The following is a 14,743-nucleotide window of genomic DNA, read 5'->3' as shown; positions in this document are numbered from 1 at the left end:
GGGCTGCGACGGTCTCGTGGTCTCGGGGTCGACGGGGGAGTCACCTACCCTGAGCGACGCCGAGAAGGACGTCCTGCTCCGGGCGGTCCGGGAGGCGGTCGGCACCGACGCGGCCTTGATAGCCGGGACGGGCACCTACTCCACGCAGGAATCGGTCGAGCTCACCTTCCAGGCCGCCAAGGCGGGGGCCGACGGCGTGCTCGTCGTGACGCCCTACTACAACAAGCCGCCTCAGGACGCTCTCCTCTCCCACTTCCGGGCCGTCGCCGATGCGTCCGAGATCCCGGTCATGCTCTACGACGTCCCCGCTCGGACCGCCACGAAGATCGCCCCCGAGACGGTGCTCCGGGCGGCCGAGCACCCTCGGATCGTCGCGGTGAAGGAGGCCTCTAGCGACCTGACCTCCGTGGCCCGCTACGCCTCCCGGCTCCCGGAGGGGTTCCAGCTGTACTCGGGGAACGACAACGAGACGCTTGCTCTGCAGGCATGGGGCGCCGTGGGCGTGGTGAGCGTGCTCGGCCACCTGGTCGCTCCCCGGCTGCGCGAGCAGTTCGAGGCGTTCGACGCCGGAGACATCGCTCGCGTCCGCGAGATACAGGCCTCATACATCGACCTGTTCACGACCGTCTTCGAGACGACGAACCCGATCGGGATCAAGGCGGCGATGCGCATGCTCGGCTTCCGCGTCGGTCCGCCCCGGCCCCCGCTCGGACCCGCGTCGCCCGATCTCGAGGAGCGGATCCGCAGGCAACTGGAAGAGATAGGCGCGCTCTAGCACGGCCCCCGGGTCGTCCTGGCGCGCGTTAGAGGAAGGAGCACGCGTGCTCGGACTGCTCGGCAACAGCGGGACCAAGCGCAAGCGCCGTCCGGCGAGCAAGAAGACGGCGAAGCCGAAGACGAGGGCCCGGACGGGCTCCCCGAAGCGCCGGCCGCCCGCGAAGCGGGAGGCGGCTTGGCGCTCGCACGCGCCCGATGCGCTCGGGCTCGCCGTCCTGTTCTTCGCCATCCTGATGTCCCTCTCGCTGGCGGGGTCGGCGGGCCCGGTGGGGGTCGTCCTGAACTGGATCCTGCGCGGGCTCGTGGGCGGTACCGCGGTCGGTGTCCCCGTGGGCATGCTCCTCATCGCACTCGCTGCGTTCGTCCGGCGAGAGGAAGCCGGACGCATGCTCGTCGGCACCTCTCTCCTCGTGGCCGCCGCGGCCGGGCTCGTCCACATAGCGCAGGGGACCGCCCCCCTCACCGCCGGCTGGGAGCCCCTGGCCCGGGGGGGCGGCGCCATGGGGGGTCTGCTCGCGATCCCCCTCGTCGCCTACGTCGGCACGTGGGCAGGCGCCGTCGCGTGCGTCTTCATCGCCATCCTCGGCACCCTGATCACCACGAAGACCCCCCTGCGTCGGGCCGCCGAGGCCACCTGGGTGGGGCTGGCCGCGCTGGCGGCGATGTCCGGACGCGCACTCGCCGCCGCCGCCCGGAGCCTGTTCGTCCGCGACGAGGTGGAGGTCCCGGTCGAGGTGGAGGACCCCGACACGCGGCGCCGGGCCACCCTGCGGGTCGTCCCCGATCCCGACCCGCAGGAGATCGAGGCACCGGAGGCGCCCGAGCCGGAACGGACCGATCCGCGTCCCGTCGTGGTCGTGCCCGAGGCCGAGGACACGATAGAGCGCCCTCCCGCTCCGGCCGCGGGGAAGCTCGAGCAGCCCACGCTCGACCTGAAGCTGCCCAAGCGGAGCGGTTACAAGGTCCCCCCGCCGACCCTGCTCGCCCGGGGCGCCGGCACGAAGACGACCGCGCGCGCGGCCGACGAGGTGGCCCGCGTGCTCGAGCGGACCCTCCAGGACTTCGGGGTGGACGCCGCCGTCACCGGGTTCACGCGCGGCCCAACGGTCACCAGGTTCGAGATCGAGCTGGGAGCCGGGGTGAAGGTGAACCGGGTGATCTCGCTCCAGGACGACATCGCGTACGCGCTCGGCTCCCCGGAGATCCGCATCATCTCCCCGATCCCCGGGAAGTCGGCCATCGGGATCGAGGTGCCCAACCGGGACCGGGAGCTCGTGACCGTGGGCGACATCGTCAACTCCCAGCCCTGGCGGCGCTCGACCCACCCGATGACGTGCGCCCTCGGCGTGGACATCGCCGGCCACCCGGTGGTGGTGAACCTGGCCGAGATGCCGCACGTCCTGATCGCGGGCGCCACGGGAGCCGGGAAGTCGTCCTGCCTCAACTCGCTGCTCGCGTCGCTCCTGATGAGGGCGCGGCCCGAGGAGGTCCGGCTGATCCTGATCGACCCGAAGATGGTCGAGCTCACGCACTTCGACAACCTGCCCCACCTCCTCTCGCCGGTGGTGACGCACCCCAAGCGTGCCGCCGAGACCCTCCAGTGGGTGGTGCGGGAGATGGAGCGGCGGTACCAGGAGCTGGCGCTCGTCTCCATGCGCAACCTCGACCTGTACAACGCGGCCGTGGACGCGGGCACCCTGCCCGCGACGACCCAGGACGGCAAGCCGCGGGAGAAGCTCCCGTACATCGCGGTGTTCATAGACGAGCTGGCCGACCTGATGATGGTCGCCGCCCGCTCGGTCGAGGACTCGATCTGCCGCATCGCCCAGATGGCGCGCGCGGTCGGGATCCATCTGGTCGTCGCCACACAGCGTCCGTCGGTGGACGTGGTCACGGGGCTCATCAAGGCGAACATCCCGAGCCGGGTCGCGTTCGCGGTCGCCTCGCAGTCCGACTCCCGCGTCATCCTCGACATGGGGGGAGCCGAGAAGCTGGTCGGACAGGGCGACATGCTCTACCTCCCCTCCGGCACGTCGAAGCCCCGGCGCATCCAGGGGTCCTACGTCTCGGAGGCAGAGCTGGCCGAGATCACCGGCCACATCCGCCGGCAGGCCGAGGCGCAGTACGAGGCCGAGGTGCTCGAAGCGGCTACCCGGGAGACCGACGACGACGAGGACGACTCCGACGACCTCCTCGAGGAGGCCATGCACCTGGTGATCACGACGGGCATGGGGTCGACCTCGATGCTCCAGCGCCGGCTCAAGGTCGGCTTCGCCCGAGCCGGACGGATCATGGACCTCCTCGAGCGCAAGGGCGTCGTGGGTCCGCAGGAAGGGTCGAAGGCGCGGTCCGTCCTCATCTCCCCGGAGCAGTGGGACGAGATGCGGATCCGCAAGATGGGAGCCCCTCAGCAGTGATGCCGCCCCGCCGGCAGCTCGAGGTCTGATCTCCGGGCCGTCCACGCGGCCCCAGCGACCCGTTCGTCCTGGTTCGCTCCCGCCTCCCGACCGATTCGCCCGATAGGCCCCCGACGGCTGCCCCTGGGCCTCCCGTTTCACCGTTCGGAGTGGACTGGGGAAGCCGCTCCGACGCTGAGGCCACATAAGGAGGACGCTGATGAGGGTCCGCTCAACCCGCCCGGTGGCGGGGATGCTCCTGTCTTGCCTGCTCCTCGCTCTCCTTCCTATCGCCGCGCGCGCGGGCTCCGCTCCCGCGGTGGACGTCCCGAGACTGGACGTGCTGGGCACCGACGCGCTGGCTCACGTGACGGCCCCCGTCCTGCGCCTCGGTGACTCCCTGAGGCCGAAGGCCTCCGCGATCCGGATCGCGCTGCTCGGTTCCGGGGTCGACGCCGCGACCCTGCCGTCCGAGCTGCGCGACAGGGTCACCCACCCGTGGGGAGCCGGGGACCTGGAGGGTTACGGCACGTACGCCGCATCGGTCCTGCTCCAGCTGATCGACGAGCCGCGCATCACGTCCTTCAACGTGTTCACGCGGGGGTCCATCGACCCGGGCAAGCTGAACCAGGCCCTCGACTGGTCGAAGCGCAACGCGACGAAGCTCGACGCCGTGCTCCTCGCGGCATCACCGCACACCTACCTCGACCCGGTCTCGGCCGCCATGGAGGCGGGGGACTGGCGCGAGCTCCTCGACGTCATGGGTGACCATCCGACCGCGACGACGGACGGCACGGTCTTCGGGATCGACCTGGACGCGGGACGGCGCCGGGCCGCGATGTCCGGAGCCACGCCCAGGGAGGTCGGTCTGGCGGACCGGTTCGCCGCGTCTGTCTCCCGCTGGCATCAGACGCGAGCGCTCGTCGGCGCCCTTACGGCCTCCGGCGTGCCGGTCGTCGCCCCCGCGGGCGACCTGGGTCCGGAGGTGCAGACCATCTTCGGCGTGGCCAACCTCCCCGAGGTCATCACGGTCGGGGCGGGCACGGAGAGAGCCATCGCCACGAGCTCCTCGTCCGGACCCGGCATGGACGGTTCGGTCAAGCCGGACCTGGTCGCGCCGGCCGGGATCGTGGGGGTCCTGCCCCCCGGCTCGGCCCTGGCCCGGTCCCTCGAAGCCGGCGGCGCGTTGGACGCCGGCCTGCAGCCCGTGTGGGACGCCCCCGAGCCCGTCTCGGAGGCCCGCGCCCGGCTCGAGACCTCATTGACCTCGGCCGCGCTGACCGCCGCGGCTGCCGGCGGGCTGGCCGCCGAGGGGCTCGAGGACACCGCGGTCGTGCGCGGCGCGCTCGTGGCCGCCTCGGTCCCGGTCTCGGGGGAGCCGGTCTGGCGGCAGGGCGCCGGGGTGCTGCGCGGCGTCCCCGACGCCGGCTTCGCCCGGTCCCGGTCCCTCGCCCTCGGACACGCCGACCTGGGAGCCGAACCCGACGAGGGGGAGTGGTCCACGTTCGTCCCATTCACCGACGGGGTGTCGAAGGCCGCCTCCGCGCTCGGATCCTTCGCGGGTGTCGGTCCGGACGGCGCGACCGTGACGGAGACCGTCAAGCCCTCCTCCGCTCCCGAACCGTCCGTGGGCGTGAGCAACGAGGGGGTGCGCGTAGCGGCGCCGCTTGGGGACTCCCGCTACCAGGGGGGCCTGTACTGCGGCTACACCCAGGTGCAGGTGCCGGCATCCGGTGGTGCCTCGGCCGATCCGAGCTTGTCCATCGCGGGGGTCCCGTCCGGGGTGGAGCAGCTGCCGACCTGCCTCGTGAAGGGGTCCCGCGTCCGCGGATTCGGGTTCTACATCCACGACGCGCCCGCCGAGGACCTCACCTTCGCCCTGCTCCCGGGGATCCCCGAGGAGGCCTCCCTGCTGCATCGCCCGTTCATGATCCTCCCCGTGGACCCGCTCAAGACCAAGCTGTACGTGAAGGTGACGGACGCCGACGGGTTCGCCGACTTCCCGAACGTGGTGCCCGGGTACTACACGGTTCGGCAGTTCTCCGACTACGGCTCGCCGATCACCCAGACCCTCACCGACCCCGAGACCGGGGGGGCGGTGGTGCGGGCGTCCGATATCGGACACAACCCGTCCTACCAGGACTTCGACGCGCTCATCCTGGGCGCGGCCGGCATCACCGAGGCCGACCTGCGGTCCACCTTCGGGGAGGACAACGTGAAGGCGGACCCTCCGACCCAGGGATGGTTCGTCACCGCCGGCCCGCGCACGTTCCGGGTCGTGCTCGATCGCTTCAAGAAGATGCCCGGACCGGCCGTCGCATCCCGCGTCGTCGACCTGATGGGCTACGGCGACCTCGAGTTCAACGCGCTGAAGGCCACGAACGTCCTGAACCTGCCCCAGCTGCGCAACGCACTGGTCGCGGGCGATCTGAGGACATGGACGTTCGCACAGGGCGGACACGACCCGGCCGGCGTCTCCGCGCTGTTCAACCCGGCCCTCGCGACGAGCGCGCAGAGCAAGGTGCTCGGCGTCGCCCACTACCCGTTCTCCTTGACCACCCCCAACTACACGATGAACCTGTCTCTCAACTTCTCCTACGAGGTCACGAACGCGGCCATCATCGCGGTCGTGCAGGCGGGGGAGACGATCGCCTCCGGGGTCGTCACACCGCACGGCACGATGCGGACGCCCACCCTCGGCACCACCGTGCCGGTGGGGACGAACGGGGTCGCCGTGTCCGGACAGGCGAGCGGGCTCGCGAACTTCGAGTTCGCCCTGAAGCCGCTGGGCGCGTCGGAGGGCAACCTCTACCTGATCTTCGTCCCGTCCCGACCGGTTCAGGAGCTCGCGGCTCCCGTGTCGAGCGTCTCGATCGGCGACCTGTCGATGGCCTACGACACGTGGCAGCGGACCCTGTGGCCGGCCACCCAGACGCCGTTCGGGATGGGTCACAGCTTCTCCGTCCAGCCGAACTACTCCCCGAGGCAGATGAGTTCGGACGCGTGCCGGACCGTCGACTCCGGTGGGGTCTCGGCGCGGGTCTGCGAGGACTGGGTCGTGATGGTCCATTCCGCGGGCGACGACGCGGCCACCATGGACGTCGTGAGCACCTCCGGCTCCACGGTGGACGCCATGGCCAGCGGGCGCACCGCGTACGCCGACCCGCGGCGGGGAACGTCCGACTTCTCGCTCGCCCTGGGCTTCGTCCTCCCCGGGGCAGGCGTCCCGGCCGATGTGGCGTTGGACGTCGACAACCCGTTCCGGACGAACGGGCGGTTCTGGGAGCAGCTGGCCCTGTCGCGCGACGTCCTGGCCGCCCACCCGGGCAGCCTCCTCGTCCAGATCAAGGACAACGAGCCCGGACGGAGCTCACCGCTCGCGCCTCACCTGACGGGAGGCGTCCCGGTCGCCCCCTACGTGCCGTTCGCCAACGACGCGGTGGTGGTGGACCCCTACCGCCTGACCTTGCAGGACACGGACGGGCTCCCGTCGGTGGCTCCGCCGCCGGACGCCGCCGCCACCACGGTCGCGCTCTCTTCGGCGGGGACCGCCCCCGCGCAGACCCAGACCGCGGCAGCACCGGTGGTCGCATCGGTCAGGCGGGAGTCGGAGAAGGCCCTGAAGGGGGTCCGCCTCAAGCGTTGACGCACCCGGCGGATGGGGGGGCCTCCGGACACCCGGGGGCCCCTCCTCCCTCCCGATCACGCACCGTCGATCTGGACGGAGCCCTGCCAGAGGGAGAGGATCCGTCGGGTGACCTCCTGGGGGCTCCCGGACGCGTCGACGAGCTCCACCCGGTGTCCGGCCGCCCGCAGCAGCTCGATCGACCCGGCGTAGGACTCCCGCAGCGCCACCGCGAGCCGCGGGTCCTCGAAGCGGTCGCGCGCGCCCCGTCCGTCGATCCGTGCCGCGCGCTCCTCCTCCCGCAGCGTGAGGACGACGGTGAGGTCGGGTACCTCGAAGGGGCGGGAGATGTCCAGGATCCAGTTCCTGTCGACCCCCTGGGCGCCCTGGTACGCGAGCGTGGACAGGAGGTACCGGTCGCAGACCACGGTCGTGCCCTCCGCCAGGGCGGGCCGCACGGTGCCGGCGAGGTGGTCGGCCCGGTCCGCCGTGAAGAGCAGGGTGAGGGCGACCGGGTCCAGCTCGAAACCGAGGCGAACATACGATCTGAGTAGCTCCCCCAGGGGGCCTCCGGACGGCTCAGCCGTGCACCGAACGCGCTGGTCAGAGGCGGTGAGAGCGTCGGTGAGGGCCGCGGCCTGGGTGGTGGTCCCGGTCCCGTCCATGCCCTCCACGACCAGGAACCCGGGGTTGTTGCGGCGAAGCATCTCGGATATTGTGCCTCAGGCCCCTGCCGTCTATCCCGACAGGCCATCCATGGAGACGACGACGGGCATCGGTCGCGCCCTGCGAGTAGAACGCGAACGCAAGCGGCTGTCGCTCGAGACCATCGCGAGAGCGACGATGGTCAGCACCCAGTACCTCGAGGCGATCGATGACGATCGCCTGCACGACCTCCCCTCCGGCGCCTACGCCAAAGGGTTCATCCGTGCGTACGCCAACTACCTCGGCCTCGACCCCGTTCCCTTCATCCGCGCGTACGAGTCCGGGCACGAGGGTCCGGGAGGTCCGGACCTGCAGTCCCTGAACCTGCAGCCGGTCCGGGTGCCGCGGGCGGTCGAGCCCCGGGCGTGGCGGATGGCGTTCGCCGCGGCGGTGGCCGTGCTCATGCTCCTCGGCATGATCGGCGCGCTCGGGTCCGACGGGGAGACGGCCGGGACGCTCCCACCCCCCGAGGTCGCCTTCGACGTGAGCCCGGCCCGCGTCGTCGAAGAGGCCGAGGACGAGGTGCGCGACGTGACCGGCGCGGTCGTCCGGGTCGAGGCGAAGGCCCGGGTCTGGGTCGGCTCCCACGTCGACGGGGAGCCGGGGTTCGAGGGGTTCATCGAGGCGGGGCAGCGGAGGTCGTTCCGGGGCAAGGACTCGGTCTACCTGGTGATCGGCAACGCCCGGTCCGTCCGCCTGTACGCCAACGGCATGGCCGTCGGAACCCCGGCCGAGGACACCTACCGCGGCACCTTCACGGCCCGCACGAAGAGCCTCCCCCCGTCCGAGCCGCAGTAGTCGGCGTAGGCTGGACGCCATGACCCGCACGTTCCACATCCGCACGCTCGGCTGTCCGAAGAACGAGGCCGACTCCGAGCACCTCCGCGGCATCCTGGCCCGCGCCGGGTACTCCGACGCCCCGTCGGCCGACCAGGCCGACGTGGTGATCGTGAACACGTGCGCCTTCATCGAGGCGGCGCGCCGGGAGTCGGTGGACGCCATCTGCGACGAGGTCGCCCGCCGCCGGGACGGCCAGGCCCTCGTCGTCTCGGGGTGCCTGGTCGAGAGGTACGGCGACGAGCTCGCCGACGAGCTGCCCGAGGTGGACGCCTTCCTCGGCCTCGGGTCCTACGGCCGGACCGCCCAGGTGGTCGACGCCGCCCTGCGGGGCGTGAAGCAGCGGTGCTTCGACCCCGGGAAGGTACCGCTCGAGCTGGACAGGCCGGCCGCGCCCGCCGGACCGACGGCGTTCCTCAAGATCTCGGAGGGGTGCGACCGGGTGTGCACCTTCTGCGCGATCCCGTCCATCCGCGGCCCCCATCGGTCCCGCACCCCCGAGGCGATCGCCGACGAGCTGCGCTGGCTGGCCTCTTGCGGCGCCAAGGAGGTCATCCTGGTCGGCCAGGACATGTCGCTCTACGGACGCGACATCGCCGGACGGTGGCTGCTGCCCGAGCTGATCCGCGAGCTGGGACGCGTCGACGGCGTCCGCTGGATCCGCACGCTCTACCACTACCCCCGGTACGTGAACGAGAGGCTGCTCACGGCGATGGCCGAGACCCCCTCCGCGGTCCCGTACCTCGACCTGTCGTTGCAGCACGCCTCGGGCAAGCTGCTTCGCAGGATGAAGAGGTGGGGCGACGCAGACCGTTACCTCTCGATGATCGCGACGATCCGGGACATCCTCCCCGACGCCGTCCTGCGCTCCGCGTTCATCGTCGGGTTCCCCGGGGAGACGGAGCGCGATGTCACCGAGCTGGCCGATTTCCTTCAGCAGGCGCGTCTCGACTGGGCCGGCTTCTTCCCCTACTCCCGCGAACAGGACACTGAAGCGGGCTCCTACGTGCGTGGACGCGTCCCGGGTGCGGTGGCGGCCCGCCGGGCCGAGGTGCTCGCCCAGCTCCAGACGGAGATCGCCGAGGAGAAGCGCGGAGCGCTGGTGGGGGAGCGGGTCGAGGTCCTCGTCGAGTCCCGCGGGGGCGGCGTCGTGGAGGGTCGCACCTGGCGCGAGGCGCCCGAGGTCGACGCCGGCGTCCATATCGTGGGCGCACGGGGCGCCCGCGTCGGAGAGATGGTCGAGGTCGAGGTGACCGGCGCGGACGGTCTCGACCTGGTGGCCCGTGCCGTGGGAGCCGTTCGTCGACGGCTGGCCGTCGCCTCGGCCTGACCCGTGCAGGCGCCCGAGCGCAGGGTCCCGACCCTCAACTGGGCGAACGCGTTCACGCTGCTGCGGGTCGGGCTCGTCCCGGTCTTCGCGTGGCTGCTCCTGTTCCGGGACCCGCCCCTGCCCGTGCTGGCCGCGATCGTCTTCGCGGCCGCAGCGGCGACGGACAGCCTCGACGGGTGGGTGGCTCGCCGCCTGGACCTCGTCACCGGGTTCGGCGAGTTCCTGGACCCCCTGGCCGACAAGCTCCTCGTCGGGACCGCTCTGGTCGCCCTGGCCCTGGACCGCCGCATCCCGTGGTGGGCGGTGGTCGTGATACTCGCCCGGGAGGCGGGGGTCTCGGCGCTGCGTGTCTGGCTCGCTCGCACGCGCCGCTCCCTGCCCGCCTCGTCGCTGGGGAAGGCGAAGACGATGTCGCAGATCGTCGCGGTCGTCCTGCTGACGGCGTTGGCGCCGGACCACCCGCTCGCCCTGACTGCCCTGTGGCTGGCTCTCGGGCTGACGCTCGTCTCCGGGTGGCAGTACGTGGCGGGGGTGCGGTCCGGACGCGCCGGTGTCCCGTGGACGTAGGGTGACGTCCATGCGCGCGGTCGTCGTGGGGGTGGGAGACGAGCTCCTGTCCGGGGTGGTCGTGAACACGAACGCGGCGACCATCGGACAGATGCTGCTCGCGGCGGGCGTGGAGGTGGCCCGGAGCGTCTGCGTGGGGGACGACGAGGACGCCATCGTCGACGTCCTCCGCGACGCCGCCCGCCTCGCCGAGGTGGTGGTGGTGACCGGCGGACTCGGGCCCACGCACGACGACCGCACGCGCGAGGCCTTCGCGCGCCTGCTCGGCTCCCGTCTCGTGCGCGACGAGGCCATCGTGGAGGAGATCCGCGAGCGCTTCCGCAGCTTCGGTCGCGAGATGCCCGGATCCAACGCCAGACAGGCGGACATCCCGGAGGGCGCGACGGCGATACCGAACGCACGGGGCACGGCTCCCGGCATCCGGTGCGAGCTGGACGGGACCTTGCTCTACGCCATCCCGGGGGTCCCGCGGGAGGCGAGGCAGATGGTGGGGGAGTCGATCCTCCCCCAGCTCGCCTCCCGGACCGGGTCGCTGAACCCGGTCCGGACCCGGACCCTGCGCTGCTGCGGCATGCCCGAGTCCGAGATCGCCGAGCGGCTGAGCGACCTCGCGTCCGCCGGCGACCCCGTCCTCGCTTTCCTGCCGGGCGGGGGGGAGGTCAGGCTGCGGTTCGTGACCCGAGCCCCAGACGGGCCGGACCGTCTCGCCCGAGCGGAGTCGCTGGTCCGCGAGCGGCTGGGCCACGTGGTATTCGCGGTGGACGAGGAGACGCTCGAGGAAGCCGTCGGACGGCTGCTGTCCGGTCGGGGGCTCACCGTGGCGGTGGCCGAGTCCTGCACGGCGGGGCTCGTCGCCGGACGGATCGCGAACGTGGCCGGATCCTCTGGGTGGCTGCGCGGCGGCGTCGTCTCCTACGCCACCGAGGTGAAGTCGTCCGTGCTCGGGGTCGACGAGGACCTGCTGGACGAGCCGGTGTCGGATGCCGTGGGCGAGGCCATGGCGAGGGGCGTCCGGGAGCGCCTGGGCGCCGATATCGGGCTCGCCGTCACCTGCTCGGCCGGACCCGACCCCCAGGGCGGGGCTCCCGTCGGGACGGTCGTGCTCGCGGTGAGCGACTCGCAGGGAGACGTCTCCCGGGTGGTGCGGGTGCCGGGCGACCGGACCCAGGTCCGCGACTTCGCGGTCACCTTCGCGCTCAACATGCTGAGGCTGCACGTCATCGGATGAGGCTGTTCGTGGCTGTCGACGTGCCCGACGCCCTGAAGGAGGCCGTCGAGCGCCAGGTGGTCGACAAGCTGCGGGACCGGCTCCCAGGTGCGCGGTGGACGAGACCCGACGGACGCCACCTCACCCTGCGCTTCCTGGGGGAGGTGGCCGACGGTCGCGTCCCGGACATCTCACGCGCGCTCCGTGCCGCCGCCTCGTCGCAGCGACCGTTCGCGGCCGCCTTCGATCGCGTAGGCGGCTTCCCGAGCCTCAGGCGGCCGAGGGTGCTCTGGGTCGGCATAGGACCCGGAGCCACCGAGATGGCCGCTCTGGCCGCCTCGGTGGAGGGGGAGCTCGCCGGTCTCGGTTACGACCCGGAGGACAGACCGTTCACCGCCCACCTCACGCTCGCCCGGTTCCGGGAGCCGAGGCCGTTGGGGGAGCTGCCCGCGGTGGAGGTCCCCACCGACCCGTTCCGCGTGGGCGAGGTGGTGCTGTTCCGCTCCGAGCTCCACCCGAAGGGTGCCCGGTACACGGCCCTCGAGAGGCTCCCGCTCGTCTAGACCGGCTCGAGGGGGGAGTGGGGGCGGTCCGGGAGCTCGACGTGGATCTCGTCGCCCGGACGGACCTCGCCTCCCCGCACGACCACGCTCATGACGCCGGCCTTACGGACGAGCCCGCCGTCCGGCGTCCGCTCCAGCGTCGCCTCCATCAGCCCCGGGGCCACGCCCTCGAGCTGCTTGCACGGGTTGCGCAGACCCGTGATCTCAACGACCGCCTCTGCGCCGAGACGCAGACGGCTGCCTAGCGGGAGCCCGAGCAGGTCGATGCCGCGCGTCGTGACGTTCTCGCCCATCTGCCCGGGCCCGACCTCGAACCCCTGGGAGCCGAGCTCGTCGTGCAGCTCCGCGTGTATGAGGTGGACCTGGCGGAGGTTCGGCTTCGGCTCGCCGCCGAGCCGGGAACGATGCTTCACGGTCGGGCCCGAATGGACGTCGCCGTCCACCCCTAGTCCTTCGACCAGGGTGATCGCCTCGCGGGCGAGCTTCGTGATGTTGTGCTCGGCCCGCGCATGGACCCCCACCACCTGTCCCGTCAGAACCGTCGGCTGGTCCGACACTTGGATCCCATCCTTTCGTCCTCTCCGGACGCTGCGCCCTCTCCGATGTTCTCAGCTTGGCGTACCGGTCGCCGGTGCGCGCCGACCGGCGGTTCCCAACGGGCCCCTCGCTCGTGCAGGAGGCGATTCCGATCTCGCAAGACTCACGGGCTGACCCCGCGCCGAAGCCCGTAGAGCCAGTCGGAGGAGTCCCGTAGAGCTTCCGGCGTAATCGAGTGGCCGGTGGCATACTCCTTGAACTCGACGGGGACTCCCAAGGACCGAAGGTCGGCGGCGACGGCGCGCGCTTCCTGGACGGGGGTGTCCCGGTCGGCGCTGCCGTGCTGGATCAGGATCCGGCGAGGAGCCGTCCAGTCGTAGGCGAGCCTGTCGGTAGGGGGGAAGAGACCACCCATGGCGAAGACGCCCGCCGGGCGAAAGCTGGCCGTGGTAGCGCATCCGGCTGCCAGCGCCGTGGATGCCCCCTGCGAGAACCCTCCAAGCGCGACGATGTGCTGGGAGGAGTGGTGTTTGTCCAGGACGCGCGTGATCTCTCGTTCGATCGCGGAGAGGGTCGGTTCAAGCGTGAGATGCACACGCTCCGGATCGCCGTACATGAACCAGCCGTTGCCGTGGTCCTCGTAGGGTCCCCGGATGGACAAGATGTCAAAGCGTTGATCGGGGTCGAGGATCGCCATCGAATCGTCCCAGTCATGCTCGTCGCCGCCGAGACCATGGAGCAGAACCAGGGTGCCAACAGGGTCTTCCCTCTCGACCGTGAGGCTAGTCAGCTCCATGGTCCCACGCCTCGCGTCGCATCCTTCAACTCAAGCATCATGCCTCTTGACTGACCAACGACTTGGGCGCTCAGCCGCCGGTACGCCGCCTCTCATGACTTGGGTACTGGTCAGGCGTCACGGCGGCGTTCGGTCGGCTGCAACGCCGAGTTAGACGGTCGAACCCGGGCTACTGGATGGGGCCGCGCGTGATGACTGTTAGTTCTTCCAACACGTCAAACGTCTTGATGGTCAGTGTCGGGTCCCCCTTCATCTCCGTGATGATCGGTCCGTCCAGGAAGGCCCGAACCGAAGCGGCATCCTCGAAGAAGTAGACGCCTCCGGCCTCTCCGGCCTCTTCATTGATGGTCCAGATCTTCCAACGAAGACCTGGGGTGTCTGCGATGGGTTGGGCGTAGGGCTGGTTCTCCTCGAGGTAAGACTTCCGCAGGCTTTGGAGCCCGTACGTGATCTGCACGATCTGGCCTTCCATAGAGTCTCCCTTCGTGTCTTCGTCTGTCTGACGACCCTGGCGCTCAGCCGCCGAGGCCTCGCCTCTCATAGCGAGACTCTACGCGGACATGCAGCGGCGAGGCTTTGTCGGCTGCAGGGCCGAGTTGTCCGGCCCACGAACCAGGCGTCGGAAGAGCGCGCGGACGATGGCCGGACAGCCCGGTTCGGTTGCCTCATACGTCCATGCGGCGATAATGCAGCGCCACCTGACCGGACAGGCGGTTCGTCGACACGAGTTCGAGGCGTCGCGAGGGCTCCAACCCTTGAAACAACGTCGGCCCGTGACCAGCGATGACCGGATGGACGACGAGACGGTACTCGTCGATCAGCCCCAGCCGCTCGAGGGCGCCCGCGAGCATGGGGCTCCCCACGAGCACGCCCTGGGGGGTGTTCTCCTTCAGCTGTGTTACAGCCTCACCCAGATCGCCCTGAACGCGGAAAGTGTTGCTCCAACGGAAGTCGCTGCGTGAGGCCGAGACCACGTACTTGGGCTTGGCCTCCAGCTTGCGCGCCCACTCCCGCATCGCGCGTGGCGCATCCTCGTCGCGCGCCACCGCCGGCCACGCGCTCTCCATCAGCTCGTAGGTGACGCGCCCCCACAGCATCGCTCCGGCTGCGTCCATCAACTGCGTGAAGTAGTCGTGCAACTCGTCGTCCACGATTCCCTCGCGATGGTCGCAGCACCCGTCCAGAGTCACATTCAGCGCGAAGGTCAAGAGGCCCATCAGGGATTCATCCTGCTCGAGGGTAGCCCCACCCCGCCTCTCATCGCTTCGATCATCCCACCCAAGGCACCGACGGGGTGCGGATCGCTGCAGCCGCGGGCTGGGTAGTTACCTCACGCTTACATGCATCACGCGGACCGAAGGCGCGGGTCCTGCTGGCCACCCGGGCGACCGCCACGCCCGTCC

At 71.0% G+C, this 14,743-nt stretch carries 13 protein-coding genes; 8 read left to right on the top strand and 5 right to left on the bottom strand.

Features of this window, described 5'->3' with window-relative positions:
- The 3 genes from dapA to VM840_09485 form a co-directional block, all read left to right on the top strand.
- On the top strand, window positions 1-775 hold a 775-nt coding region (gene dapA, locus VM840_09495), incomplete at its 5' end, for a 4-hydroxy-tetrahydrodipicolinate synthase (GenBank protein HVL81811.1).
- 46 nt (window positions 776-821) lie between these two features.
- On the top strand, window positions 822-3,194 hold the full coding sequence (locus tag VM840_09490; protein ID HVL81810.1) for a DNA translocase FtsK: 2,373 nt from the start codon (window positions 822-824) through the stop codon (window positions 3,192-3,194).
- A 199-nt stretch (window positions 3,195-3,393) separates the two neighbouring features.
- Window positions 3,394-6,819 carry a S8 family serine peptidase gene (locus tag VM840_09485; protein ID HVL81809.1) on the top strand — a complete coding sequence of 1,142 codons (3,426 nt, stop codon included), beginning with the start codon at window positions 3,394-3,396 and terminating at the stop codon, window positions 6,817-6,819.
- Window positions 6,820-6,875: 56 nt separating this feature from the next.
- On the opposite strand, the gene tmk is transcribed toward VM840_09485, so the two are convergent.
- Window positions 6,876-7,505 carry a dTMP kinase gene (tmk, locus tag VM840_09480; protein ID HVL81808.1) on the bottom strand — a complete coding sequence of 210 codons (630 nt, stop codon included), beginning with the start codon at window positions 7,503-7,505 and terminating at the stop codon, window positions 6,876-6,878.
- A gap of 49 nt (window positions 7,506-7,554) precedes the next feature.
- On the opposite strand from tmk, the gene VM840_09475 reads away from it, so the two are divergent.
- The 5 genes from VM840_09475 to thpR are packed head-to-tail and all read left to right on the top strand — an operon-like array spanning window position 7,555 to window position 12,007.
- Window positions 7,555-8,301 (top strand): RodZ domain-containing protein, encoded by a 747-nt coding sequence (locus VM840_09475; GenBank protein ID HVL81807.1) that lies wholly within the window; start codon window positions 7,555-7,557, stop codon window positions 8,299-8,301.
- A gap of 19 nt (window positions 8,302-8,320) precedes the next feature.
- Window positions 8,321-9,670: a 30S ribosomal protein S12 methylthiotransferase RimO gene (gene rimO / locus VM840_09470; GenBank protein HVL81806.1), complete on the top strand. Its 1,350-nt coding sequence runs from the start codon at window positions 8,321-8,323 to the stop codon at window positions 9,668-9,670.
- 3 nt (window positions 9,671-9,673) lie between these two features.
- The gene (gene pgsA / locus VM840_09465; protein ID HVL81805.1) at window positions 9,674-10,237 is read left to right on the top strand and encodes a CDP-diacylglycerol--glycerol-3-phosphate 3-phosphatidyltransferase; all 564 of its coding nucleotides are present in this window, start codon (window positions 9,674-9,676) and stop codon (window positions 10,235-10,237) included.
- A 10-nt stretch (window positions 10,238-10,247) separates the two neighbouring features.
- Window positions 10,248-11,465 (top strand): CinA family nicotinamide mononucleotide deamidase-related protein, encoded by a 1,218-nt coding sequence (locus VM840_09460; GenBank protein HVL81804.1) that lies wholly within the window; start codon window positions 10,248-10,250, stop codon window positions 11,463-11,465.
- A gap of 8 nt (window positions 11,466-11,473) precedes the next feature.
- Complete coding sequence (gene thpR, locus VM840_09455; protein ID HVL81803.1) at window positions 11,474-12,007, top strand: RNA 2',3'-cyclic phosphodiesterase; 534 nt, start codon at window positions 11,474-11,476, stop codon at window positions 12,005-12,007.
- Here thpR and VM840_09450 read toward each other — a convergent pair.
- From VM840_09450 to VM840_09435, 4 genes are all read right to left on the bottom strand, one after another.
- Complete coding sequence (locus VM840_09450; GenBank protein ID HVL81802.1) at window positions 12,004-12,543, bottom strand: MOSC domain-containing protein; 540 nt, start codon at window positions 12,541-12,543, stop codon at window positions 12,004-12,006. The two genes, thpR and VM840_09450, sit on opposite strands and share 4 nt — an antisense overlap.
- A gap of 164 nt (window positions 12,544-12,707) precedes the next feature.
- Window positions 12,708-13,340 carry a hypothetical protein gene (locus tag VM840_09445; GenBank protein HVL81801.1) on the bottom strand — a complete coding sequence of 211 codons (633 nt, stop codon included), beginning with the start codon at window positions 13,338-13,340 and terminating at the stop codon, window positions 12,708-12,710.
- 169 nt (window positions 13,341-13,509) lie between these two features.
- The gene (locus VM840_09440) at window positions 13,510-13,881 is read right to left on the bottom strand and encodes a YdhR family protein (protein HVL81800.1); all 372 of its coding nucleotides are present in this window, start codon (window positions 13,879-13,881) and stop codon (window positions 13,510-13,512) included.
- Between the two features lie 124 nt (window positions 13,882-14,005).
- Window positions 14,006-14,557, bottom strand: a complete 552-nt coding sequence (locus VM840_09435) for a dihydrofolate reductase family protein (GenBank protein HVL81799.1) — start codon at window positions 14,555-14,557, stop codon at window positions 14,006-14,008.
- Between the last annotated feature and the right edge of the window lie 186 nt (window positions 14,558-14,743).

Source organism: Actinomycetota bacterium (assembly GCA_035540895.1).
Taxonomy (GTDB): domain Bacteria; phylum Actinomycetota; class JAICYB01; order JAICYB01; family JAICYB01; genus DATLFR01.
The sequence above is the reverse complement of the archived record's forward strand: the minus strand, read 5'-3'. Positions and strand labels throughout refer to the sequence as shown.